A 25,083-nucleotide genomic window follows, 5' to 3' on the forward strand; every position below is an offset into this window, starting at 1 on the left:
ACCCCGACACTGCGACCCGACACGTCGCCCGTTACCCCGGCGCGCTTCCCGTAGGCGCCGTATGCACCACAATGCCCGAAACGATATCGTGCCGAAGCCCAAGCGAGACACCGGAGAAGAGCCGACCTTGATCAAGATCGTGCTGGCCGATGACGAACACCTCGTGCGGGGGGCCATCGCCGCCCTCCTCGGCCTGGAGGACGACCTGGAGGTCGTCGCCGAGGTCGGCCGGGGCGACGAGGTGGTCGACGCCGTCCTCCGGCACGGCGCCGAGATCGCCGTCCTGGACATCGAGATGCCCGGCGCGACCGGGCTGGAGGTGGCCGCGCGGCTGCGGACGGACGCTCCCGACTGCGGCGTCGTCATCCTCACCAGCTTCGGCCGTCCCGGCTACCTGCGCCGCGCCCTGTCCTCCGGCGCGCGCGGCTTCCTGGCCAAGGACGCCCCCGTCGACCAGCTCGCGGGCGCCATCCGCCGTGTGCACGAGGGCGGGCGCTACATCGACACCGACCTCGCCGCCGCCGCGATGGTCGGCGGCGAGAGCCCGCTCACCGACCGCGAGACCGAGGTGCTGCGCGCCGCCTCCGACGGCGCCACCGTCGCCAGGATCGCCGCCGCCCTCCACCTGACCGAGGGCACCGTGCGCAACTACCTCTCCAACGCCATCGGCAAGACCGGCGCCGACAACCGCATGTCCGCCATCCGGACCGCCCAGGACATGGGCTGGCTGTAGGCCCCGCCGGGGTCCCGGCAGCCCGGGGCGCCGGCCGGAGCGGTCGCCGGTGCGGAGCGCGGGTCCCCTCACCCCCGGCCGGGCCGCCCCGAAGGGGCCCGGCCTAGAGGAAGCGCAGCACCAGCATCGCGGTGTCGTCGCTGCGCCCGCCCGGGGCGTACTCCTCCAGCTCACGGTCGATGCGGCTGATCACCGCCTGGGCGGTCAGCCCCGCGCAGCCGGAGAAGATCTCCATCAGCCCCTCGTCGCCGAGCATGTCCGTGTTGCTGCGCCGCTCGGTCACGCCGTCGGTCACCGCCAGCACCACCTCGCCGGGGCGGATGTCCACGTTCTCGGTCGTGAACCCCACGTCCTCGAACGCGCCCAGCAGCGGCTGCGAGGTGCCGAACGGCAGCACCTCGCCCTTCTGGTTCAGCCGCAGCGGCAGCGGGTGCCCGGCCGAGACCATCCGCAGCCGCATCCCGCCCCCGCCGTCGGTGGCCGGGGTCATCTCCCCGTACAGCATCGTCAGGAACCGGGTCGAGGTGTTCTCGTCCAGGATCGCCATGTTCAGCCGCTGCATGATGTGCGAGGGCGTGAACCCCTCCTTGGCCAGTGCCCGCAGCGTGTGCCGCGCCAGACCGGTCACGGCCGCCGCCTCCGGGCCCGTCCCGCACACGTCGCCGATGGCGAAGCACCACCGGCCGCTCGCCGCGAACACGTCGTAGAAGTCCCCGCCCACCACGTTGCGCTCGTCGGCCGGACGGTAGAACACCGCGTGGTCCACGTTCGGGATCACCGGCTCCTTCTCCTTGGCCGGCAGCAGGCTGCGCTGGAGGGCGTCGCTCATCGCGGCCTGCTTCTCGTGCAGCCGCGCGTTCTCCATCGCCGACGCCACCCGGCTGCTCAGGTCGTCGGCGACGTCCACCTCCTCACGGGTGAAGTCGTCCGACTCGTTCTTGCCGATCGTCATCCGCCCCAGCGCGCGCCCGTGCGCCACCAGCGGGACACAGATCGCCGGACCGCTCGCCAGCTCCCGGACGAGCTGTTCGTCCAGTCCCTCCTTGGCCAGCTCGGCCGGGGACCACAGCGGCTGCGGCTCCCTCTGCTCGTGCGGCGGCAGCCCGGTCAGCAGCGCGCGCAGGATGTCGTTGTAGTTCTCGTCGCTGTGCACCACGTGCGTCAGCTGCGAGACGCCCATCTCGTTGATCGTCTCGATGGCGCACCACCGGCCCAGCCGCGAGGTGATCAGCTGCGCCGCCAGCGCGCCCGTCATCCGCTCGTCCAGCGTGCCCGCGAGCAGGTCGCTGGCCTCGGCCAGGAAGCTCAGCGAGGCCCGCCTGCTCAGCTCCACCTCGGCCAGCCGGGCCCGCTCCACCGGCAGCGCGATCAGGTTCGCGCCCTCCTGGAGCCGCTTGGCCGCCGACGCCCCGAAGTGCCGGGCCCGCCGGGAGGCCACCCCCAGCAGGCCGACCACCCGCCCGTCCACGATGAGCGGCGCCGTGACCAGCGAACGCATCCCCGCCCGCGACAGGCGCCCCCGGCTGGCGCGGGCGATCATCAGGTCGTCGTTGATCACCGCGCCCGGCTCCGGCGCCGACGACGGGAAGATCTCCTCCGTGCGCACGCGCAGCGGCCGCCACGGGGCGCCGCCCCGGGTCAGCCCGACCGCGGCGCGCACCTCCCACATGGTCTCGTCGGACGTGGCCAGCGTGATGTAGGCCGCGTCCGCGCCCAGCGCCGTGGCCGAGTGCTCCACGGTGCGCTCCAGCAGCTGCGGCAGGGACAGCCGCGAGCCCAGGGCGGAGTCCAGCGCCGACCACGGGGCGGGGCGCCCGGTACGGGAGGGGCTCCTGCGCACCGGCGGGGACTCCAGGGAGGCGCGTTCCCCCGAGTCGTCCTCGATCCGGAACCACACGGCCTTGTCGTTGCGCCCGTAGCTCACGCCCCAGCTCGACGCGATCGCCGACGCCAGGGCCAGCCCCAGACCGCCGGTGCGCCCGTTCTCCCGGGACGGGGAGGTGTCCACCGACAGGGGCCCGGCCTGCGGGACCGCGCGTTCGGGCACGGAGTCGGTGACCATCACCTCGGTCGCACCCTCCGACCGGCGCACCGTCACGTCCAGGGACGAGCGCGCGTGGATGACGGCGTTGGTGACCAGCTCGCTCACCAGCAGGATCACGTCGTCGGAGGGGTCGGTCACACCCCAGGACAGGAGGGTGTCGTGAACGAACTCGCGGGCCGCCGCCGCGGTCTCCGGGGCGGGAGGGAACTCTCGTCGAGCGACCTTCGACGCGTCGTGTGCTGGCAAGCCGTCGGTGTCCTTCGTCACTGGGTGCGTGCGCGGGGGGTGGTGGTCACTGCCACGATACGCGTGCCGGGGTGACCGGTGCCGCGCGAACCGTCACTTCCGCCCGACGGTCCGTGCTCCCGGGGGCCGCGCTCCCGGGGCCGCCCGGCGGACCGCGCGCCCGGGGCCGCGCAGAACCGGCCCGCCTCCGGACGCGGCGACGGGCGGACAACATCACCAAGCCACCTGTGCGGGGCGGTCCGGGCGGTTAGTGTAAGTCGACACATGCGCTTCTTTCGGGTGGTACCTCTCACCGGTAGCGTGACGGGGTGCCACCAGGGGGCCGGCGCGGCGGACACCGCGTGGCCCCCCTGTCCCGTGCGCGCTCCGCGGGCCGATCCGCCCGCGGGCGCCCGGCCCACGGGGGCCGGGACGGGAGGCCGAGGTGGCGGAGCAGGCTGAGGAGGGGGTTCGATGCCCGAGGCGGTCAAGGAACTGGCGGCCGACGACCAGCTCGACGAGATTCTGCGGGCCCTGTACCGCATGCGCGACGGCGACTTCAGCGTCCGTCTGCGCAAGCGCGGCGGCGGCACCATGCGGGAGATCGCGTCCGTCTTCAACGAGGTGGTCGACCACAGCGAACAGCTCAGCGACGAACTCCAGCGCGTCGGCGACGTCGTCCGCAACGAGGGCAGGCTCAACGAGCGCGTCAACGTCAACCCCGCCCGGGGCGCCTGGGGCGAGAGCGCCCAGGCGCTCAACCTCCTGCTCGACGAGGTCGCCGAACCCGTGACCGACGTCGCCGGGGTCCTGGACTCGGTCGCGGAGGGCCAGCTCAGCCGCCGCGCCTCCACCGAGGGCCGCCGCGGCGAGCTCAAGGGCGACCTGCTGCGCCTGGCCACCACGGTCAACCGCATGGCCGACCAGATGAGCGGCTTCGCCGGGGAGGTCACCCGGGTGGCCCGCGAGGTGGGCACCGAGGGCAAGCTCGGCGGCACCGCGCAGGTCGAGGGGGTCTCCGGAGCCTGGCGCGAGGTGACCGAGTCGGTCAACCAGATGTCCTCGCGCCTGACCGACCAGATGCGCGACATCTCCGAGGTGACCACCGCCGTCGCCCGCGGCGACCTCAGCCGCAAGATCACGGTGGACGTACAGGGCGAGATGCTCGACCTCAAGGACACCGTCAACACGATGGTGGACCAGCTGTCCACCTTCGCCGACGAGGTCACCCGGGTGGCCCGCGAGGTGGGCACCGAGGGCAAGCTCGGCGGCCGCGCCAACGTGCGCGGCGTGCGGGGCATCTGGAAGGACCTCACCGAGAACGTCAACTCGATGGCGGACAACCTCACCAACCAGGTGCGCGACATCTCCCAGGTGACGACCTCCGTGGCCCGCGGCGACCTCACCCAGAAGGTCCAGGTCGACGTGCAGGGCGAGATGCTCGCCCTGAAGAACACCGTGAACACCATGGTCGACCAGCTCGACTCCTTCGCCGACGAGGTCACGCGCGTGGCGCGCGAGGTCGGTACGGAGGGCAAGCTGGGCGGCCGGGCCAACGTCAAGGGCGTGTCGGGTATCTGGAAGGACCTGACCGACAACGTCAACTCCATGGCCAACAGCCTCACCTACCAGGTCCGCAACATCTCCCAGGTGACGACGGCGGTCGCCACCGGCGACCTCACCAAGAAGATCACCGTGGACGCCCAGGGGGAGATGCTCGATCTCAAGGACACCATCAACAAGATGGTCGACCAGCTGGACTCCTTCGCCGGAGAGGTGACCAGGGTCGCCCGTGAGGTGGGCACGGAGGGCAAGCTGGCCGGACAGGCCCACGTCCGCGACGTGTCCGGGGTCTGGAAGGACCTGACCGACAACGTCAACTCCATGGCCAACAACCTGACCTACCAGGTGCGCCAGATCTCCATGGTCACGCGCGCGGTGGCCGCGGGCGACCTGACCAAGAAGGTCACGGTCAACGCCAAGGGCGAGATCCTGGAGCTGAAGGACACCATCAACGTCATGGTGGACCAGCTCTCCGCGTTCGCCGACGAGGTCACCCGTGTGGCCCGCGAGGTCGGCACCGAGGGCAAACTGGGCGGCCGAGCCGACGTCAAGGGCGTCTCCGGCATCTGGAACGACCTCACCGAGAACGTCAACTCGATGTCGCACAACCTCACCACGCAGGTGCGCAACATCTCCGAGGTGACCACGGCGGTGGCGGCGGGCGACCTCAACAAGAAGATCGACGTCAACGCCCAGGGGGAGATCCTGGAGCTCAAGACGACGGTCAACACCATGGTCGACCAGCTGTCGGCGTTCGCCACCGAGGTCACCCGAGTGGCCCACGAGGTGGGCAGCCAGGGCCAGCTGGGCGGCCAGGCCAAGGTCGAGGGCGTGACCGGCACCTGGAAGCAGCTCACCGACAGCGTGAACGGCCTGGCGGGCAACCTGACCACGCAGGTGCGGGCGATCGCCGAGGTCGCCAACGCCGTCGCCAAGGGCGACCTGACCCGCAACATCCAGGTCGACGCCCGCGGTGAGATGGAGCAGCTCAAGCACAACATCAACCTGATGGTGTCCAACCTGCGCGAGACCACCGCCACCCAGCGCGACGCCGACTGGCTCAAGTCCAACGTGGCCCGTATCTCCGGCCACATTCAGGGTCACCGCGACCTCAAGGAGCTGGCCCGCCTCATCATGACCGAGGTGACGCCGCTCATCGGCGCCCAGCACGGCGCCTGCTACCTGCCCGAGGACCAGGACGACCAGGAGAACTTCCTGTTCTACGCGGGCTTCGGCTTCGACCCCGACGAGGACCGCCGCCGCGTCCGCGCGGGCATCGGCCTGGTCGGCGAGGCCCTCGCCCAGCAGGTGGAACAGCAGGTCTCCAACATCCCGCCGGACTACATCAAGGTCCGGTCGGGCCTGGGCGAGGCCTCCCCGCGCAACCTGTACATCCTGCCCATCGTCTCCGAGGGGCGCTCGCTGGGCGCCATCGAGTTCGCCTCCTACGACGACTTCCGCGAGAGCCACAAGAACTTCCTGCGCCAGCTGGTGAGCCTGCTCGGCACCACCATCAACACCATCCTGGCCAACAACCGCACCGAGGACCTGCTCGAACAGTCCCAGCAGCTCACCAGCCAGCTCAGGGAACGCTCCAACGAGCTCCAGCGCCAGCAGGAGGAGCTGCGCGGCAAGAACGCCGAGCTCCGCCAGAAGGCCACCCAGCTCGCCAACCAGAACCGGGCGATCGAGCTCCAGAACCAGCAGATCCAGCGCTCCCGCAACGCCCTGGAGGAGCGCGCCCACCAGCTCCAGGTCTCCTCCAAGTACAAGTCCGAGTTCCTGGCGAACATGTCCCACGAGCTGCGCACGCCGCTCAACAGCCTGCTGATCCTGGCCCGCCTGCTCGCCGACAACGCCGAGCAGAACCTGTCCGCCAAGCAGGTCGAGTTCGCCCAGACCATCCACAAGGCGGGCAGCGACCTGCTGCTGCTCATCGACGAGATCCTCGACCTGTCCAAGGTGGAGGCCGGGCGCGCCGAGGTGCAGCCCAGCGAGGTCTCCATCGCCCAGCTGGTCGACTACGTCGAGGCCACCTTCCGCCCGGTCACCGGGGACCAGGGGCTCGCCTTCGCCGTGGACGTGTCGCCGGACATCCCCGGCACGCTGTGGACCGACGAGCAGCGGCTCCAGCAGATACTGCGCAACCTGCTCTCCAACGCCGTCAAGTTCACCCCGCAGGGGGAGGTGCGGCTGCTCATCGAGCCCGCGTGGGCGCTGGAGGACGCCGACCTGGAGATGTTCGTCGAGAACGAGGAGGTCATCGCGTTCACCGTCGCCGACACCGGCATCGGGATCGCCGAGGACAAGCTCCAGGTCATCTTCGAGGCCTTCCACCAGGGCGACGGCGGCACCTCGCGGCGCTTCGGCGGAACCGGCCTCGGCCTGTCCATCAGCCGCAACTTCGCCCGGCTGCTGGGCGGCGAGATCCGCGTGCAGAGCGTGCCCAACCAGGGCTCCACCTTCACGCTGCTGCTCCCGGTGCGCCTGCCCGACGACGCGGGGGAGCGGGCCGAGGAGGCCGGGTCCCCGATCCGCAGCCTGAGCGGCATGGACTCGGCGTCGATGCTCGATTCGGGCCGGGGTGCGGACACCGGCGGCTTCGACTCCTCCCCGCTGGACGACGGCTTCTCCATGCCGGACGAGGACTTCGACGCGGCACTGGCCGCCCTCACCGACATCAGCGACGAGCCGCTGCCCACGGTCCCGGTGCTCAAGGCGCCCGAGACCCACGCGGCCGCCGCCGAGGGCGAGGCGCCCGAGCAGCCGGCCGAGTCCGAGCCGCGCACCGACCCCGAGCGGCGGGCCGTGCTGAGCGGCCAGCGGGTCCTCATCGTCGACGACGACGTCCGCAACGTCTTCGCGCTCACCAGCGCCCTGGAGGCGCAGGGTCTGGAGGTCCTCTACGCTGACAACGGACACGCCGGAATCGCCAAGCTGGAGGCCAACGAGGACATCGCTCTCGTCCTGATGGACGTGATGATGCCCGAGCTGGACGGCAACCAGACCACCCAGCGGATCCGGGAGATGCCGCAGTTCGCCGGTCTGCCGATCATCTCGCTCACCGCCAAGGCGATGCAGGGGGACCGCGAGCGCAGCCTCGCGGCGGGCGCCACGGACTACGTGACCAAGCCGGTCGACCTGGACCACCTGCTGGACGTCATGCGGCGCTGGCTCACCGCGGGACGCGAGGAGACCATCGCCGGAGCGGCGGCCGACGGCGGGGGCGGCGCGGTCCCGGACGGGCACAGCCGCGCGACGTCCGGGCCGGAGGAGGCCGGTGCCGGGCATGACAACGATCCGAACGGGGAGACTGGCACCAGCACCCCGAGCGAAGACCTGGAGTAACCCGACGTGACCCAGAAGGCCAACATCCTTCTCGTCGACGACCGCGACGAGAACCTGATCGCGCTGGAGGCCGCACTCACCTCACTCGACCAGAACCTGGTCAGGGCCAACTCCGGTGAGGAGGCGCTCAAGCACCTTCTGGGCACCGACTTCGCGGTCATCCTGCTCGACGTGGTCATGCCGGGGATGGACGGCTTCGAGACCGCCGCGCACATCAAGCAGCGCGAGAAGACCAAGGACGTGCCGATCATCTTCCTGACCGCCCAGGAGGTCGACCGGCACCAGGTCTTCCGCGGCTACGCCTCACGCGCGGTGGACTTCCTGCTCAAGCCGTTCGACCCCTGGGTGCTGCGCTCCAAGGTCGAGGTGTTCGTGGAGCTGCACCAGCTCAAGGCGCAGATGCGCGAACAGGCCCGCGCCCTCCAGCGCGGCCTGGGCCAGGAGACGGGCGAGCCCGGCAAGGTCCTGGCCGAGCAGCTTGCGCAGCGCTCCCGTCAGGTCCAGACCGACCTCGCCCAGCTGCGCGAGCACATCGTGACCAACTACCAGGACGTGGACCAGAGCCTCGTGGACGGCGTGCGCCGGGTGGACAGGGCGGTCTCGCGCCTGTCCACCCTGGTGGACACCCTCCACGGCCCCGAATGACGAGGGCCCTCGTCCCGGGAGGATTCCCCTTGGGGGGTGGCTCGGGCGCCCGCGGGGCCCTGGAGGGGGCGGAGGCGGGTTTCCGCGGGAGGGCTGCGCCGTAGGCGTCGTTTGAGGGTGGTGGCGGGCGACGGGTGGGAGAAGCGGAGCGGAGCCCCCAGGAGACACCCCTCAGGCGGAGGGCCGGGGCGGCAGCGCCAGGCCGATGTGCTCGCCGATCTCCTCGATCAGGCCCAGGTCGGCCAGGCGGAAGCTGCCCCGGTTGCTGCGGCGGATCAGGGTGAGCGCGCCGCGCACGCCCCGGCTGCCCCGCAGGGGGACCGACAACAGCGACCCCGCGCCCAGCATCGACAGCAACGGCGCCCCGGACGGGGCGTGGCCCAGCACGGCCTCGTCCTCGATCAACGGGAACAGCAGGGACTGGCCCCGCTCCAGCACCTCCCCCGGGATGTCGGAGTCGCCGGGCGCCGCCGAGGCCACCGCCTCCCTCTGCGCCGGGAGCGCGTCGGCCGGACCCGCGACCACGGCGCGGCGGGGCGCCACGGAGGAGGTGGGCAGGTCGCACACGTCCACGACCACCCAGTCGGCGTAGGAGTCGGCCAGCAGGTCGGCCGCGTCCGCGAGCGCGAGCGGTTCGCCCGCACCGCCCGGGCCGGCCGAGCGCAGCAGCAGCCGCGTCATCCGGGTCAGCACGTCCAGCCTGCGCGCGGCCAGCACCACCACCTGGTCCTCCACCTCCGTCTCCAGCGGGGCGGGGCCCTCCTCCTCGGCGCCGTTCATCGGCGGCGACATCGCCACCAGCACCAGCGGGTTGGGCTCGGTGGGCAGCTCCAGGCGCGTCAGGGTCAGGTGCACGTCCTCGGCCCAGCCGCGCTGGGCCAGCCGGGACTCCAGCGCGGCGTCGCCGTCGCCGCGCAGCACCGCGGCCAGCCAGGACTGCATGGCCGCGCGCTTGCGCAGGTCGACGAAGTGGGCGAAGGGCTTGCCGGTGAGGTAGCCCGGCGCGCTGCCCAACCGCGTGGCCCCGGAGTTGTTGATGCGCCGGATGTAGCCCTCGTGGTCCAGCAGCACGGTGGGGACGCTCAGCTCCTGGAACATCGCGCGCAGCAGGGCCCGGTCGCCGTCGTCGCCCTGGCGGCGCGGCTCGGGCTGGGCGTGGGCCCGGGCCAGCTCGGCCCCCGCGTCGCCCAGCAGGCGTTCGGCGTACTCCAGTTCGGCCAGGGCCGCCTCGGCGGTGTCCTGGGCGTCGTCGGGATACATGGTGTGCGTGTTGCGCAGGGCCGCGATGCGTTCACCCAGTGCGGTGATCTCACGCTGCAACCCGGCGAGGTTCTCCGACACGCTCAGGTCTCCCGTCGTGGATGGCGTCTTCCCGAAGCGGGCGGATGTCCGCTGCCGCGGTCTTCCAAGGTTACGGTTAGTCCGAGCCCGGAAACGGCAAGGAGGCCCCGACTGTGTGGATCGAACGCCTGGCCCGGGATATCGGCGCGCTGGGACAGGCGGATGGCACCACCCTGGAACGGGCCCTGGACCAGATGAGCAGGGCCGCGGCCCTGGGCGTCCCCGGCTGCTCGGCCGCGCTCGTCGTGGTCTGGCGCGAGGTCGAGGGGGCCGACGGCTCCGTGCGGCACGTGGTCACCGACTACGGAGCCTCCCACGCGGACCTGTCCGCGGCCTTCGAGCACCAGTACACCACCGACCAGGGGCCCACGGTCGAGGCCGTCCGCGAGATGGGCCGGGTGCGGGTGGGCGACATCCTGCGCGAACCCCACCGCTGGCCCCGCTACACCAGCATGGCGGTCCAGTGCGGGGACCGCTCCTCCATCACCCTGCCCAGCCTGCTGCCCGGCGAGGGCGACGACCGGGTGATCACCTTCGGCGTGCACTCCGGCCGGGCCGACGCCTTCGACGAGGAGGTCGTCGCCCCGCTGACCGCCCTGCTCGCCGAGCACGCCGCCGTGTCGCTGTACAGTGCCGGACGCCAGGCCGACGTGGCCAGGGAGACCGCCCACATGCGCCGGGCCATGTCCGCGCGTACGGTGATCGACCAGGCCAAGGGCATCATCATGCACGCCCGCGGCTGCGACGCCGACACCGCCTTCGCCGCGCTGCGCGAGGTCGCCCAGCGCAACCGCAAACGGGTGGTGGACGTGGCCCGCGACCTCGTGGCGGAGAACACCGGTCCCCAGCCCCGGATGCGCCCCGACCGAAGGTGAACGGGCGGGCAACACCGGGCGATGAGTCCCGAGCGTGATCGAAAAGCGCCATGATGAGGGCTCGGGGCCCTCCCGGAACAAGAAGGAGAAGTGACCGTGACGTCAGACATCTCGATCCGTCGCGAGGATGACGTCGTCGTCGTCACCCCCGCGGGGGAGATGGACGCGGTGACCTCTCCCGCGCTGGCCGACGTCCTCGACGGCCTCCTGGCCGCCGAGCCGCCCCGGGGGGTGGTGGTCGACCTCGCCAAGGTGTCCTTCTGCGACTCGCGTTGCATCGGCGTGCTCGTCGCCGCCTACCGGCAGGCGCGCGACCTGGGCGTGGGCCTGATGGTCGCCGAGCCCCAGCCGCAGGTCAACCGCCTGTTCGTGATAGCCGGGATCGACCAGGTCATCCCGATCGCGGCCAGCACCGGCGCCGCCGCGGACTCCCTCAGGGGCTGAGCGGGGCCCGCGTCCCGGTCTCCCGGACGGCCCCGGCCTCTCCGGCCCCGTCCATGAAGTGCAGCCGTACCAGGGAGCCCTCGCCGCTGCCGCTGATCTCCAGGAAGTCGCAGGTCTGCCGGGTGATCCACAGCCCGTACCCGCGCGGGCGCATGCTGTCTGCCGGGCGGTAGCCGGTGAGCGGGTCGAAGAGCCCGCCGCGCTCGTCGAACACGTCGCACACCCACCGCCCGGGGGCGCGCCAGACCTGCACGGTGCCCTTGCCCGCCCCGTGCTCCAGCACGTTGGCGGCCAGCTCGTTGACCGCCACCACCAGGCTGTCGATCCGCTCGGGCGGGAACCCCATGGACTCGCCGAGCGCCGCCAGGTCGGCGCGCAGCCGCGGCAGGGACAGCCCGATCTCCAACCGGTGCGCGGGTCCGCTGACCGGCAGCGGCTCCGGGGCGACCGGCCGGGTGCCGAAGGCGGCCGTGCCCAGGTAGGCGGGGTTGGGGCGGGGCCCGTCGGACTCCACCAGCACCGGGTGGGTGGCCACGACCGCGGACCGCGTCCGCGTGGTCAGGTCGCGGTCGTCGTGGACGCACAGCAGGCTCAGCCGCTGCGGGGCCAGCGCCGTGGACAGCACCGACTCCAGCCGGTGCCACTCGCGCAGCTCCATCCCCGAGGCCGGCAGCGGCGGCTCGGCCACCACGACCACCGGCACGGGGCCGTTGACCAGCGCCAGGCGGTGCAGGGCGGCCAGGGTGCGCCCCGGGGCGTCGTAGAACCGGTTCCGCTCCAGGACGTGCACGCGCTCGCGCTCGGAGGCCGACAGCGCCCCGGTGAGCGCCGCCGCGCGTTCGCCGGAGACCGCGAGCACCGTGTGGGCGTTTTCGCGTACGGCTGAGCGCAACCGCTGCCGGGCCACCTCGTGGAACCGCTGCTCGCGGCGGAAGAGCAGTCCCTGGTGTTCGAAGGTCATCGGTACGTGGTGTCCGCGCCCGGGGCCGACCGTCCGGCCGCCGGGCGCCACTGTCTGTGTACCCGCTGCGGCCCCTCGGAGGGAACCCCGGGGGGCCGGTGGGCCGGGCACGCTGTGAGGGCGGGCACGGCTCAGTGCGCGGTCCCGGACAGTAGCAGACCGTCCGCCTCGTCCTCGTCGGCGCGGTCCTGTTCCGTCCGCTGCGGGCGGGAGCGCTCGTAGGCGAGCTCCGTCTCGACGGCGATCCGCTGCCAGGTGAACCGGGAGCGGGCCCGGTCCACGGCGGCGATGCCGTACGCGGTGCTCATGGTCGGGGTGTTGAGGACCGCGCGCACGGAGCGCACGACCTCGTCGGGGCGGCCGAAGCGCATCAGCACACCGCTGGTGCGGTGCAGTACGGCCCCCGGGGTGGCGCCGGTGGCGGTGGCCACCACGGGCAGGCCGCACGCCATGGCCTCCAGCACGGCCCCGCCGTAGGGGTCGTAGGAGGCGGCGGACACGTACACGTCCGCGGAGCGCAGCAGGCGCGGCAGCTCCTTGCGCTCCACGGGCCCGGCCAGGTGGACGCGGTCGTTCACCCCGGCCTCCTTGGCCAGGAGCTCGATCCGGCGGGCGTTCTCGTCCAGGGCCACGTCCAGGTCCTCGGCGGTGGAGACGAGCAGCAGCTCCGCCTCGGGGAGGCGGGTCATGGCCTCCACGAGCCGGTCGGCGCCGCCGGCCTCGGTCAGGGAGGTGACCGAGACCAGGCGGGCGCGTTCCTCGCGCCGGGAGTGCCAGTGCTCGGCGGAGGCGCTGCCCTCCACGCTGAAGTGGTCGGGGTCCACACCGAAGGGCACGACGTTGACGTGGTGACGGGGGACGCCCAGGCGGGCCAGCTCGACCTGCTGGTCGGTGGAGTTGACCAGCACGCGGTCGGCGCGCGAGGCGAGGATGGTCTCCATGCGGGCGCGCTCGGGGTGGTGGCCGAGGCCGGAGCGCTGCTCGCTGGCGTTGAGGGAGTGGAAGGTCTGCACGAGGGGCGTGCCGGTCTGGTCGCTCTCGCTGTGCGCCTGCGCGTGCAGGGCGGCCAGGCCGCTGGTCCAGCCGATCGCGTGCAGGACGTCGGGGTGGTCCTCGTCCAGGACGGAGGCCAGGGCGCTGCCGAAGGCGCCGGTGTGCTCGGCGTGCTCCTCGGGGGTCAGCGGCCGGGCCGGGCCGGCGTCCAGGTAGGCGACGGAGACGCCGCGCGCCATGCGGGTGCGGCCGTCGGGCTGGTCGGGGTCACTGCGGCGGGCGTAGACCGTCACCCGGTGGCCCCGCTTGGCCAGCTGCCGGGACAGGGCGCACACGTGCAGGCTGGCGGGGCAGGCGGGCTCGCCCCTGTGGGCGGGAAGGGGGTTGGCGTGTTCGGCGACCATCGCGATCTTCACTGGGCTGAACTCCTTGGACACGGTCTCATCCGGTGTCCGTCGTAGGTGTGCCCGAGGCGACTCCGGAGCGGGGATCGGAGTCCTCACGGGCGGGGCTGGGGCCGTGGCGCCGGTTCCCGGGCCGTGGGGCCGGGTCCGGCGGGAAGGTGGCTGCGGGGGGAGGCGGGGCGCGGTCAGGGGAGGGCGGCACACGGTGCCGGACGGCGCGCCGGTGGAGGCCTCCCGGCAGCACGAGGAGCCGTAGGCGCATGGCGCGTACGGCTGCGGCTGAACGGAGGGGGGAGAGGAAGAAAGAAGGGAAGACGCACGGAGATCACACCAAACGACCGGTCGGGGAAGACTGGGGCCACCGTGCGTGACAGGATGATGCCGCACGGGGCTGGTCGTGTGTGTCTGCGTCTTAGACACCCAACGGGGTTCATTCTGCCAGACGGTTCGCGTCTCGACAACGTGACGCGAATCCGACACCAAGAACCGCGGGGGTTCGGTGCTGTCCGTAACCCCGGAGTTCTCCCGGTTGGTCTGCGGTTTCGCGGTACCCGTGGGTGGCCCCTGTCGGGTCGGCCGCACCGCCGCTACTGTCAGACCGGAACACCGGGAGTGCCCGGCGCGCACCGCGGATCGCCCGGCACGACACGTTCGGCGGCGGGAACCGGGGCGGGAACTGCGTATCCGGGTGTTTTCCGCCATGATGTACGCGGATTTTGACCCACTCCGGCGGTGGCTCGGTACGGTGACAGAATCCAGACGTTGAACGGGACTCGACCAAGGCCCGGCGCGGGGCGCCGGGCAACCGGCCACGGCCGATGAAACGGGAGGAAGGGCGTATGGGTGTCGCTGGTGGGGAAGTCATTGTCACGGCCCTCACGCACCGGGGCGCTATCCGCCCCGCCAACGAGGACGCCGTCGTCATGGGTGCCCTGACCGTCGCCAGTGCGAACATGACCTCGCCGGTGCGCTGCGTCCTCCCGGTCGGGGAGCCCGTCATCCTGGCGGTCGCCGACGGGATCGGCGGTCAGGCCGCGGGGGAGATCGCCTCCGAGCACGCCGTGCACCGCATGGCCGAGATGGGGCCGCGGCTCAGCGGCCCCGAGGAGATAGCCCAGCTGCTGAGCAACATCGACGAGGAGATCAAGGACCACGCCACCCAGCACACCGAGTTCTCCGGCATGGGGACCACGGTCGCGGGCGTCCTGCTCAACAACGACGGCAACTTCTGGTTCAACGTCGGCGACTCCCGCACCTACCGCCTGGAGGGGCGCCGCCTGCGCCAGCTCTCGGAGGACGACTCGCCCGCGCTGCCCCCGTCCGAGGACGGCCGTCCGGTCACCACGAACTTCATCACCCAGTCCCTGGGCGGCAGTTCGGGCGGCACGATGGTCCCGCACGTGGGCCGGGACGACGCGGCCGACCCCAGCGCCTGGCTCATGTGCAGCGACGGCCTGTCCGACCTGGTCCTGCCCGAGGAGATGGAGCGGATGATCGCCGAGGCGGGCAGCGACGAGGCCGCCGTGTACGCCCTGTGGCAGGCCGCCATGGAGGCGGGCGGCAAGGACAACATCAGCATCCTGCTGGCACGCCGCGTCTGACCCGTCCCGACCGGGCCGGCCCCGACGGTCGGCCGGCGTTCCCGACCGAGCCGGTTCCGCCCACCGGCCCCCGCCCCCTCCACCCACCAGCCTCCCCCGACGCACGGCCCCCGCGCGAGCGGACGCCGCCGACGCCCCCGTGTCCGCCCTCCCCGTCGCAGGGCGGGCGGACCGGGCACCGAACACGACGAGGGGCCCGCACGCCCTCCCCGCGGGGAGGCGCGTACGGGCCCCTCGGCCTTCCGGTACTACTTCTGCCCGGCGTCCCCGCCCGGGCGCCTGCGCATGCGCACGGCCACGAGCACGACCGCGGCGATGCCGGCGACCGCGACGACGGCCACGACCGCCAGCGCCACCGGTGACACGCCGCCCGACTCCTCCTCTGCCGCGGCCTCGTCCGCGTTCGCCTCGTCGGAGGGCGCCTGCTCCTGCGCCGTCTCCCCGGCGGGCTCCTGCTCGGTCTCGCTCTCCTCGGGCTCCGGCGCCGCCGCGGCGACGGCCTCCTCGGTCACCGAGAACGTCAGGGTGTCCTGGATCGGGTGGCCGTCGGAGGAGACCACGCGGAACCCGATGGTGTACTCACCGGCCTGGTCCAGCGGGGCCAGACCCACCGACACGTCCGTGCCGTCGAAGGTCAGGTCCCCCTCCTCGTAGGTGGTCTCCTCGTCCGGCCCCGTGACGACGACGGCGCTGCCGCTGCCGCCCTCCATCGGCGAGTTGTTGAAGCTCAGCACGACCTCCTCGGGCACGGTGTCCAGGGTGGCCCCGTCCTCCGGGTTGGACCCGGTCAGGACGTCGTGCGCCAGCGCGGGCGAGGGGGCCAGGGCCAGGGCGGCCGCGGCGAGGGGGGCGAGTACGGCGGCGGCCGCGCGCGGAAGCGCGCGTGCGGGGGCCGCGGTGTCGGGGGTGCGGGTGGTGGTCATGTCTTCCCTCAGTTCTCGGTACGTTCCGGCGTGCGCGCGGGGGCGTCGTGGAAGGACGCCCCGGGGGAGGGGAGGTCCGCGCGGGCCGTGCGCCGGGAGCGCGACGGGCGGGGGAGCGGTACGGGAGGCGGCGCAGGAGACCGGTACGCGGGCGCTGAACGCGATGCCGGGCACACGCAGCGGCGGTAGGGCCCGGGTGAACAGGGCGGTCAGGAACCACAGGGCCGCCTCGCCGTGGGCGAGCAGCGCCGACGCCAGCAGGGCCGCCCACAGGTGCGCGAACAGCATGCCGGGCGCGAGGCCGAGGGTGTGGGTGAGCAGGCCGTGCCCGGTGTGGTCGGCGCCGGTGTCGAGGACGCCGGGGACGGGTTCGCCCGAACCCTGGAACACCAGGTGCAGGAGGATCTGCACGCAGGCCATGACGGCGAAGATGTCGCCGAACCCGCGCATCGTGCGGGTGAAGTACCACAGCAGGGGGAACAGGACCGCGGTCGCCGCGGCCAGCCCTCCGAGGGAGGCGGGCGCCGCGGCCCACAGGTTGTGCCCGCCCCAGGCAAGCCCCGTGCACGCAGCGGCCAGAAGGGCCGTGCGCAGGAGGCGGAGTGTGCCGTGAGCGGGTCGCACGAGAAAGAACCTAGGCCGTGCCCCGGAGGGTCGCAAGATCCCCTGGGGGCAGCGGACGCGCGGCGCGGGCGGACCGGCGCGGGGCGCGGCCGCTCGGGCCGCGGACGAGGCGGGGCCGGACCGGGGAGGGAACGAGGGGCTGGACCGCCGGGCGGGCCGACGCCCTCCGGCGGTCCCCGTCGCCCTCGTCAGTGACGACCGGCGGGGACGAGTTCGCGGCGCATGTAGCGGCGCTCCTCGGGGGTGGTCCCACCCCAGACTCCGTGAGCCTCTCCCGCCCGCAGGGCCCACCGCAGGCACTCTTGGCGAACAGTACAGCTGCGGCAGACGGCGATGGCCTGCTCGGTGTCGGCGCGCCCGATCCCGGTGCTGCTCACCGGAAAGAAGATCTCCGGATCCTGCGAGCGGCAGTTGCCCTGCAGGACCCAGTCCTCGCTCTCGTGGTACAGGCGGTTCACGGGCGCCTCCGATCCGTGGCTGGTGGTCCCTGTCCCGGTGCCGTGTCACCACGGCCGGGTCAGGGGGGTTCTCCGCCCCACCGCCCACGGGTGATCGACCCGGGAACTGCGGCGCGGCGATGCGACCAATTGTAGTACGACCCAACGTAGTACTACACGGAGTCTGCGCGAAAAGACCGGAAATCTCAAGGGCGCCTCCGGGGTGCGGGCCGCCCCGCCCGCGGGTGCGCTCCGGGTGGGGGCGGGGGCCCGACCCTCCCCCTGCCCCCACGCGGCCGCGCCAAAGGCCGCGTCCTCGCGCGTGTCGGCGTTTCGGGTGTGCCGGGAGCCCCTTCCGGCGTACCGTGTGGCGCGGGCGCGGAGCCCTCAAGTGGCGTTATGTCGCGAGCTTTCCACCGAATTGATGTGACTTAACGCACGCTTAATATTGCTCCGCGAGGATCTATGTTTGACCCTGACGGTTGTCGGTCCCCCGAGCACCGGCGACCGCCCTCCCCGGCGGAGCCCCGAGCCCGCTCCACACGGCCGCGGCGCCGAACCCCCTGTTGGGCGGGGCGTGAGCGTGTGTCCCGTCCGCTCCCGGACGTCCCCCGAAAGTCCAGGTCAGAGCTTTGGGGCACCGCTAAATGGACAGGCCATACCCGTGGGCGGTCTGCCCAAACATCCGCGAGCGGCCTCCACGAAATGTCATTGACATTCGTTCGCTAAATTCGATCGACGTGCCACATCTACGAACGAACCTCCAAGCACGCGACCGGACTGACACCGGGGCCACGGCCTCGGAAAATCCAGGTGCCGCGGGCCGTGGAGGCGTGCGCCTGTCGCACCCGTCCCCGGAGGACGGACCGCACATGTGGCGGCTGGCGCGGGAGAACGGCATGGACGCCAACTCCCCGTACGCCTACGCGCTCTGGTGCCGGGACTTCGCCACGACCAGCGTCGTCGCCCGCGACGACGAGGGCCGTGTCGCGGCCTACGTCACCGGCTACGTGCGGCCCGACGACCCCGACACCTACTTCCTCTGGCAGGTCGCCGTCGACTCCGCGTACCGCGGACAGGGGCTGGCCCGCCGGATGCTCGACTTCGTCGGCGACCGGATCACCGACCGCGGCCTGCGCTACCTCGAAGCGACCGTCACCGCCGACAACACCGCCTCCCGCGCCCTGTTCGCCTCGTTCGCCCGGGACCGGGGCGCCGAGGCGGTGTGGAGTCCGCTCTTCACCGGGGAACACTTCCCTCAGGAGGACACCCCCCACGACCCCGAGGACCTCGTACGCATCGGACCTCTCGGAGCCGGGCCCGGAGCATGACCGACCGTCCGCACCGGACCCGTTCGACCCACCCCGTCGCCCAAGCCATGAGCCCACGAACCTGGGATAAAGGAACCGAGGAACACACGATGGAGACCTTCCAGCGCCTGGAGTCCGAAGTCCGCGGATACTGCCGGAACTGGCCGGTCGTGTTCGACCGGGCCGTCGGTAGCCACGTCTACTCCGAGGACGGCAAGCCCTACCTCGACTTCTTCGCGGGGGCGGGGTCGCTCAACTACGGGCACAACAACCCCGAGCTGAAGACCTCGCTCATCGAGTACCTGACCGACGACAAGATCGTGCACAGCCTCGACGCCTACAGCGTGGCCAAACGCGAGTTCCTGAAGACCTTCGAGGAGATCATCCTCAAACCCCGGGGCCTCGACTACAAGGTCCAGTTCCCCGGGCCCGCGGGCAACAACGCGGTCGAGGCCGCGCTCAAGCTGGCCCGCAAGTACACCGGTCGCGAGACCATCGTCAACTTCACCAACGGCTTCCACGGCATGACCCTGGGCGCCCTGGCCGTCACCGGCAACTCGATGAAGCGCGGCGGCGCGGGCGTGCCGCTGGGTCACGTCGCCACGATGCCGTTCGACAACTACCTGGACGGCAAGACGCCGGACTTCCTGTGGCTGCGCAGCCTGCTGGACGACAGCGGCAGCGGCCTGGACAAGCCCGCGGCCGTCATCGTCGAGACGGTCCAGGGCGAGGGCGGCATCAACGCCGCCAGCGCCCAGTGGCTGCGCGAGCTCTCGGACCTGTGCCGCGAGTACGAGATCCTCATGATCGTCGACGACATCCAGATGGGCTGCGGCCGCACCGGCGACTTCTTCAGCTTCGAGGAGGCCGGGATCACCCCGGACATCGTCACGCTGTCCAAGTCCATCAGCGGCTACGGTCTGCCCATGGCCCTCACCCTGTTCAAGCGCGAGCTGGACGTGTGGGAGCCGGGTGAGCACAACGGCACCTTCCGCGGGTTCAACCCGGCCATGGTGACCGCCGTCGAGGCCCTGCGCCGCTACTGGAGCGACTCGGCCTTCTCCGACTCCGTCAAGGCCAAGGGCGACATGGTCGCCGCCCGCCTGGCCGAGATGGCCGCCGAGCACGCCGAGTTCGGCGCGCACGTGCGCGGTCGCGGCCTGGCCCGGGGCCTGGCCTTCGAGCAGACCGGCATCGCCAAGAAGGTCGCCGCCGAGTCCTTCGACCGGGGCCTGCTCCTGGAGACCTCCGGCCCCGAGGACGAGGTGGCCAAACTCCTGCCGCCGCTCACGGCGAGCGAGGAGGAACTCACGGCCGGTCTTGACATCATGGCTGACGCGGCCCGCGCCGCGGTCAAGGCGGCCCAGCCCGCCTAGGGACTCCCACAGGGGGATTTCCACACCACACGGTGCGGGGCCGGGCGGCGACCCTCGGGACGTCGTCCGGCCCCTCCCCGTGTGCCGTACCACCACAGGAGCGCCGAGAGCGCGTAGAGGGGGAGCACAGTGATCGTTCGCAGCATGGACGAGGTCAACGACACCGACGCCGACATCAAGACGGAGAACTGGCGCAGCCGCCGGATCGTCCTGGCCAAGGACAAGGTCGGCTTCTCCTTCCACGAGACCGTCCTGTACGCGGGCACCGAGTCGACCTTCTGGTACGCCAACCACGTCGAGCTCGTGCACTGCATCGAGGGCGAGGCCGAGCTGACCAACGAGGAGACCGGGGAGAAGCACATCATCACCCCGGGCACCCTCTACCTGCTCGACGGCCACGAGAGGCACACCGTCCGCCCCAAGACGGACTTCCGCGTGCTGTGCGTGTTCAACCCGCCCGTCACCGGTCGTGAGGTGCACGACGAGAACGGCGTCTACCCCCTCGTCGTCGAGGAAGACGTCTGAGGCCTGATCCCAGGACTGTCGGACCACGCGGGCGGGGCCGGTCGGCCCCGCCCGTTCGCGTTCGCGGAAGGCGACATCGGAGTGTCCCCGGAGTGTCGCGCGGGCGACGCCCCAGGGTGACGGACAATCGGACCCAAAGTCACGATCAGCAGGTAACCCGCCCTGAGCAGGTCAAAGGCCGGGTCACCCCGAGAGTGCACGTGAATAACCAGTGCATAACGGACTAATCGGGTCTCGTTACTGCCGGTCCTGCCCGGGGAGGGAGACCCCCGTACTTGTGCCGCCGCACCCTGTCCCGGGCGGCGGCCCCAGCCGCGGCCCGGTGCCGCGCACCGCCCACACCAGGCATTCCGATCCGAATGCGCGGCGCTGTCGTCCAGCCAGGCGAGGGCGCCGCTCCCGCGAGTCTTTCGAGGAGCAGTCGTGAAGAAGCAGGTACCCGCCGTACGCAGAGGAGCCTGGGGACGCCGTGACGCACTCCGCCTGGGAGGAGTGGGACTGGCCACCCTCGGGCTGGCCGCCTGCACCCGCGTCGACGGCGGGGGAGAGGGGGAGGAGGGCGCCTCGACCCTGGACCGGCTGCGCGAGCAGGGCTTCGTGGCCGTCGGCCTCGCCAACGAGATCCCCTTCGGCTTCGTCGACGACTCCGGCAACCCGGCCGGTCAGTCCCCCGCCGTGGCCAAGGCGGTCTTCGAGGAGCTGGGCGTCCCCGAGATCCAGGCCTCCTCGGTGAACTGGGACGGACTGATCCCCGGCCTGAACGCGAACCGCTTCGACGTCATCGCCGCGGGCATGTTCATCACCCCCGAGCGCTGCGGCCAGGTCGCCTTCAGCGAACCCACCGCGACCTCCCCCGAGGCCTTCATGGTCGCGGAGGGCAACCCGGAGAACATCCAGCACTTCACGGACTTCGTGGACAACCCCGACCTCGTGCTCGCGGTCCTCAACGGCTCGGTCGAGCAGACCTACGCCGAGTACTTCGAGGTCCCCGAGAGCCAGATGGAGCTCATCCCCAACCAGACCGCGGGCTACGAGCTGCTGGAGGCCGGGCGCGTGGACGCGATGTCCATGCTCAGCGTGTCCCACACCTACCTCCTCCAGGACCGGGGCGGCCCCTTCGAGGTCACCGAGCCCTTCTTCCCCGAGATCGACGGCCGGGAGGAGAAGGGCTGGGGCGGGCTGTGCTTCCGCCAGCAGGACACCCAGCTCCTGGAGGAGGTCAACCGGGTGATCGCCGAATTCAAGGAGAGCGGACGCCTCCTGGAACTGGGCGAGGAGTGGGGCTTCACCGAGGCCGACCTGCCCGACGACACGACCACCGCCGAACTCTGCGAGGGATGAACCCGCAGTGGACTTCCTGATCCAGCGGCTACCGCTCTACGCCGAGGGCGCGTGGGTCACCATCCAGCTCACCCTCGGAGGCATCGCGCTGGCCTTCGTCCTCGCCATGGTCTTCGGGATCATGGGGACGATCCGCCACTGGCTCCCCCGGGCCGTCGCCACGGTCTACGTGGAGGTGTTCCGGGGCATCGCCGCCCTGGTGCTGATGTTCTGGATGGCGTTCGCCCTGCCCCAGCTGACCGGTTACCAGCTGGCCGACAACTTCGCCGCGATCCTCGCCGTGGGGCTCAACCTGGGCGCCTACGGGGCCGAGGTCGTGCGCTCGTCCATCAACGCCGTGCCCAGGCCGCAGGTCGAGGCCACCATCGCGCTGAACCTCTCCTGGTTCCAGCGGACGCGCCTGGTCGTGCTGCCCCAGGCCTGGGCCCAGATGCTGCCCACGTTCGGCAACCTCAACATCGAGCTGATGAAGGCCACCGCGGTGTCCTACCTCATCGGTGTGGCCGACCTGACGGCCGTGGCGCAGAACATGCGCCAGGCCACGGGTGAGACGGTGATCGCCTTCATCGGCGCCTTCGTCCTCTACTACCTGATCGCGCAGGTGCTCATCCTCGGCATGCGACTGCTCGAACGCCGCGCCAACCGCAAGCTGGGCCGCGCCGCGCCGGGCGGCGGAGGTCTGGTGTCCCTCCTGCGGCCCCCGGCCGTCGACGCGAAGGCGGGGGTGGCTAAGTGATGTTCTGGGACTTCGAGTGGACCTTCGAGGTCATGCCGGACCTGCTGGGCGGACTGTGGGTGACCGTCCAGATCACCGTGCTCGGTTACCTGATCGCGCTGGTCCTGGGCCTGGCGATCGCCATCGCCCGCCGGACGCCGTTCTTCGGCCCCGTCCTGCACGCGGTCATGGAGTTCATCCGGACGACCCCGCTGATCATCCAGCTGGTGTTCGTCTTCCTCCTGACCCCGGCCGACATCTCCGCGATGACCGTGGGCGTGGTCGTGATCGGCGTGCACTACGCGGCCTACACCGCCGAGGTCTACCGCTCGGGCATCGAGGGCGTGGCCAAGGGGCAGTGGGAGGCGGCCCGGGCGCTGAGCCTGCCCGCCAGCCGCACCTGGGGCGCGATCGTGCTGCCGCAGGCGATCCGCAGGACCATCCCGGCACTGGGCAACTACCTCATCGCCATGTTCAAGGACACGCCGCTGCTGCTGGCGATCAGCGTGCCCGAGCTGCTCACCGAGGCCCAGCAGGTCGGCAGCGCGGACTTCCGCATCGTGGAGGCCTACACCCTGGTCGGGATCCTGTTCCTGCTCGTGAGTATCCCGTCCGCCATCCTCATCCGACGACTGGAGCGACGCTATGCCGCCGTCTGACACCCCCGTGAACGAAGAACCCCAGGGTGTCGGCAGCGGCCCCCGGGACCAGTCCCTGATCGTCTTCGACGACGTGGTGAAGCGCTTCGGCGACCTCACGGTGCTCGACCACCTGAACTTCTCCGTCGCCCCCGGCGAGCGGGTCACGCTCATCGGCCCCAGCGGTTCGGGCAAGACCACCATCCTGCGCCTGCTGATGACCCTGGAGAAGGTCACCGAGGGCGTCATCTGGGTGGGCGGCGAGCCCTTCAGCCACATGCGCAAGGGGCAGGGCCTGACCCGGGCGAACGAGTCCTACCTGCGCGCACGCCGCAAGCGTGTCGGCATGGTGTTCCAGCAGTTCAACCTGTTCCCGAACATGACCGTCCGGCAGAACGTCACCGAGGCGCCCGTGCACGTGCTGGGCACCTCCAAGGGCGAGGCCAACGCCAAGGCCGAGGAACTGCTGGAGCTGGTCGGGCTCGGCGACAAGATCGACGCCCACCCGACCCAGCTCTCGGGCGGCCAGCAGCAGCGCGTGGCGATCGCCCGCGCGCTGGCCATGCAGCCGGAGATCCTGCTCCTGGACGAGGTCACCTCGGCCCTGGACCCGGAGCTGGTGGCCGGGGTCCTGGACGTGCTGCGCGAGGTCGCCGAGACCACGGACATCACGATGCTGTGCGTGACGCACGAGATGGGCTTCGCGCGCGACGTCTCGCACCGGGTGCTCATGTTCGACCAGGGCCAGATCGCCGAGGAGGGCACACCGGAGCAGATCTTCGGCGACCCCAAGGAGGAGCGCACCAAGTCCTTCCTCCGCTCGGTGCTCGACAACGGTTTCTGAAGGGGCCCCGCACCCGCGTACCGCCGGGGCCGCTCCTTGGGAGCGGCCCCTCGGCGCGACGGGACATGTCGAGGCGAGTGGCGACATACCGTAGTCATTAAGTAGCTTTTAGTTTCCCCTTGGGCAGAATGAGAGTTCTGAGACAGGGGGGACTCTTGTGACTATGGTGCGAAGATGGGGGCTCGTCTGGGGGGTGCTGGCCGCCCTGGTGTTCGTCGCGGTGCCGATGCTCGCCCACCCCGTACTGCGCTCCGACATCCTCGACGACTCCCTGGTCCTCTTCCTGATCTCCTGGTCCCCGATGCTGATCGGCGGCATCCTGGCCTGGGCCATGGTCAGGGGCTTCGGCGCCCGCGACCAGCTGGACCGCCGCGTCGTCCAGGCGATGGACGGCCACCCCATCGGCCGGGAACTGGGCTGGCTGGGACTGTTCCTCGCCGGCTTCGTGGTGTCCATGGCACTGCTGTCGATGGTCTTCGCCACCTACGAGGCCGTGTTCGGGGCCGACCTGGCCATGTCCGAGGCCCTGGTCTCGCGCTTGCTGTTCCTGTTCACCCTGCCGTTGCTGGTCATGGACCGCTCCGGCATCACCCTGGACGGCAAGGGCACCGCCATGCCCGCGGTCGCGCTGAAGGTGTCCGAGCCCTGGCGCTGGCTCGGGATGGTCCCGATCGCCATCGCGCTGGTCCTGATCGGCTACCTGCTCATCCCGCGCCTGGGGCTGCCGGGGCCCTCCCTCCAACTGCTGGGCTACGTGCTCGCGTTCACCGTCATGGCGGTGTGCGAGGAGATCTTCTTCCGGGGGATGGTGCAGACCCGCCTGGAGATCCTCATGGGCCGCTGGGGCGGCATCGTCACCACCTCGGTGGTCTTCGCCCTCACCTACGCCCTCATCCAGCCCTACGACGCGGTGTCCCAGCTGCCGGGGGCCGACCTGGTGTACAACACCGGCCTGGCCCTGCTCACCTACGCCACGGCCAGCCTCCTCTACGGCTACCTGTGGACGTGCTTCCGCAACACGTGGATCCAGGTGGTGATGCGCGTCGGCATGTTCCTGATGCTCATGCCACCCGATCTCCAGACCGGCGTCATGTGACCGGGCCAGACCACCGGACGAACGGTAAAACCCGCGGTCGGAAGGGGAAACCGCGGCAGGAAAGGGCATAGGGCTAC

Annotated in this window: 20 protein-coding genes; 14 read left to right on the plus strand and 6 right to left on the minus strand. The window is 71.4% G+C overall.

Features of this window, described 5'->3' with window-relative positions; genetic code table 11:
* Positions 1–127: 127 nt before the first annotated feature.
* A complete protein-coding gene (locus G011_RS0120710; protein WP_019610142.1) occupies positions 128–733 on the plus strand; it encodes a response regulator transcription factor in 606 nt (201 codons plus the stop codon).
* 103 nt (positions 734–836) lie between these two features.
* On the opposite strand, the gene G011_RS0120715 is transcribed toward G011_RS0120710, so the two are convergent.
* Entirely contained in the window at positions 837–3,023 is a 2,187-nt protein-coding gene (locus G011_RS0120715; protein ID WP_026338486.1) for a SpoIIE family protein phosphatase, read from the minus strand.
* Positions 3,024–3,476: 453 nt separating this feature from the next.
* Between G011_RS0120715 and G011_RS0120720 the strand changes: the two genes are divergently transcribed.
* Both G011_RS0120720 and G011_RS0120725 read left to right on the plus strand, forming a co-directional pair.
* Positions 3,477–7,913, plus strand: coding sequence for a HAMP domain-containing protein (locus G011_RS0120720; RefSeq protein ID WP_019610144.1), 4,437 nt, complete (start codon positions 3,477–3,479; stop codon positions 7,911–7,913).
* A gap of 6 nt (positions 7,914–7,919) precedes the next feature.
* Positions 7,920–8,558 (plus strand): two-component system response regulator, encoded by a 639-nt coding sequence (locus G011_RS0120725; RefSeq protein ID WP_019610145.1) that lies wholly within the window; start codon positions 7,920–7,922, stop codon positions 8,556–8,558.
* Between the two features lie 171 nt (positions 8,559–8,729).
* On the opposite strand, the gene G011_RS0120730 is transcribed toward G011_RS0120725, so the two are convergent.
* Complete coding sequence (locus tag G011_RS0120730; protein WP_019610146.1) at positions 8,730–9,899, minus strand: GAF domain-containing protein; 1,170 nt, start codon at positions 9,897–9,899, stop codon at positions 8,730–8,732.
* Between the two features lie 113 nt (positions 9,900–10,012).
* Between G011_RS0120730 and G011_RS0120735 the strand changes: the two genes are divergently transcribed.
* Both G011_RS0120735 and G011_RS0120740 read left to right on the plus strand, forming a co-directional pair.
* A complete protein-coding gene (locus tag G011_RS0120735; RefSeq protein ID WP_013156192.1) occupies positions 10,013–10,774 on the plus strand; it encodes a GAF and ANTAR domain-containing protein in 762 nt (253 codons plus the stop codon).
* Positions 10,775–10,870: 96 nt separating this feature from the next.
* Positions 10,871–11,218 carry an STAS domain-containing protein gene (locus tag G011_RS0120740; RefSeq protein WP_026338487.1) on the plus strand — a complete coding sequence of 116 codons (348 nt, stop codon included), beginning with the start codon at positions 10,871–10,873 and terminating at the stop codon, positions 11,216–11,218.
* Here the strand turns inward: G011_RS0120740 and G011_RS0120745 are convergent.
* Together G011_RS0120745 and G011_RS0120750 are read right to left on the minus strand one after the other, a co-directional pair.
* The gene (locus G011_RS0120745) at positions 11,208–12,179 is read right to left on the minus strand and encodes an anti-sigma factor RsbA family regulatory protein (protein ID WP_019610148.1); all 972 of its coding nucleotides are present in this window, start codon (positions 12,177–12,179) and stop codon (positions 11,208–11,210) included. The two genes, G011_RS0120740 and G011_RS0120745, sit on opposite strands and share 11 nt — an antisense overlap.
* A 131-nt stretch (positions 12,180–12,310) precedes the next feature.
* Complete coding sequence (locus G011_RS0120750) at positions 12,311–13,588, minus strand: glycosyltransferase (protein WP_019610149.1); 1,278 nt, start codon at positions 13,586–13,588, stop codon at positions 12,311–12,313.
* Positions 13,589–14,415: 827 nt separating this feature from the next.
* Here G011_RS0120750 and G011_RS0120755 point away from each other — a divergent pair.
* Positions 14,416–15,177: a PP2C family serine/threonine-protein phosphatase gene (locus tag G011_RS0120755; protein ID WP_013156196.1), complete on the plus strand. Its 762-nt coding sequence runs from the start codon at positions 14,416–14,418 to the stop codon at positions 15,175–15,177.
* A 248-nt stretch (positions 15,178–15,425) separates the two neighbouring features.
* Here G011_RS0120755 and G011_RS33040 read toward each other — a convergent pair whose 3' ends face one another.
* Both G011_RS33040 and G011_RS0120765 read right to left on the minus strand, forming a co-directional pair.
* Positions 15,426–16,724, minus strand: coding sequence for a copper resistance protein CopC (locus tag G011_RS33040; RefSeq protein WP_019610151.1), 1,299 nt, complete (start codon positions 16,722–16,724; stop codon positions 15,426–15,428).
* A gap of 188 nt (positions 16,725–16,912) precedes the next feature.
* Positions 16,913–17,182, minus strand: coding sequence for a WhiB family transcriptional regulator (locus G011_RS0120765; RefSeq protein ID WP_013156198.1), 270 nt, complete (start codon positions 17,180–17,182; stop codon positions 16,913–16,915).
* A gap of 812 nt (positions 17,183–17,994) precedes the next feature.
* Here G011_RS0120765 and ectA point away from each other — a divergent pair.
* From ectA to G011_RS0120805, 8 genes are all read left to right on the plus strand, one after another.
* Positions 17,995–18,492, plus strand: coding sequence for a diaminobutyrate acetyltransferase (gene ectA / locus G011_RS0120770; RefSeq protein ID WP_019610152.1), 498 nt, complete (start codon positions 17,995–17,997; stop codon positions 18,490–18,492).
* Between the two features lie 89 nt (positions 18,493–18,581).
* Complete coding sequence (gene ectB, locus G011_RS0120775) at positions 18,582–19,847, plus strand: diaminobutyrate--2-oxoglutarate transaminase (protein ID WP_019610153.1); 1,266 nt, start codon at positions 18,582–18,584, stop codon at positions 19,845–19,847.
* 129 nt (positions 19,848–19,976) lie between these two features.
* Positions 19,977–20,372, plus strand: a complete 396-nt coding sequence (locus G011_RS0120780; protein WP_019610154.1) for an ectoine synthase — start codon at positions 19,977–19,979, stop codon at positions 20,370–20,372.
* A 492-nt stretch (positions 20,373–20,864) separates the two neighbouring features.
* Entirely contained in the window at positions 20,865–21,713 is an 849-nt protein-coding gene (gene ehuB / locus G011_RS0120785; RefSeq protein ID WP_019610155.1) for an ectoine/hydroxyectoine ABC transporter substrate-binding protein EhuB, read from the plus strand.
* Between the two features lie 7 nt (positions 21,714–21,720).
* Positions 21,721–22,449, plus strand: coding sequence for an ectoine/hydroxyectoine ABC transporter permease subunit EhuC (gene ehuC, locus G011_RS0120790; RefSeq protein ID WP_019610156.1), 729 nt, complete (start codon positions 21,721–21,723; stop codon positions 22,447–22,449).
* Entirely contained in the window at positions 22,449–23,087 is a 639-nt protein-coding gene (gene ehuD, locus G011_RS0120795; protein ID WP_013156204.1) for an ectoine/hydroxyectoine ABC transporter permease subunit EhuD, read from the plus strand. Before ehuC ends, ehuD begins: the two co-directional genes overlap by 1 nt.
* Positions 23,074–23,910, plus strand: coding sequence for an ectoine/hydroxyectoine ABC transporter ATP-binding protein EhuA (gene ehuA, locus G011_RS0120800; RefSeq protein ID WP_019610157.1), 837 nt, complete (start codon positions 23,074–23,076; stop codon positions 23,908–23,910). Before ehuD ends, ehuA begins: the two co-directional genes overlap by 14 nt.
* Positions 23,911–24,073: 163 nt before the next feature.
* Positions 24,074–25,006 carry a CPBP family intramembrane glutamic endopeptidase gene (locus G011_RS0120805; RefSeq protein ID WP_013156206.1) on the plus strand — a complete coding sequence of 311 codons (933 nt, stop codon included), beginning with the start codon at positions 24,074–24,076 and terminating at the stop codon, positions 25,004–25,006.
* Positions 25,007–25,083 lie beyond the last annotated feature (77 nt).

The organism is Nocardiopsis sp. CNS-639 (assembly GCF_000381685.1).
Lineage (GTDB): Bacteria > Actinomycetota > Actinomycetes > Streptosporangiales > Streptosporangiaceae > Nocardiopsis > Nocardiopsis dassonvillei.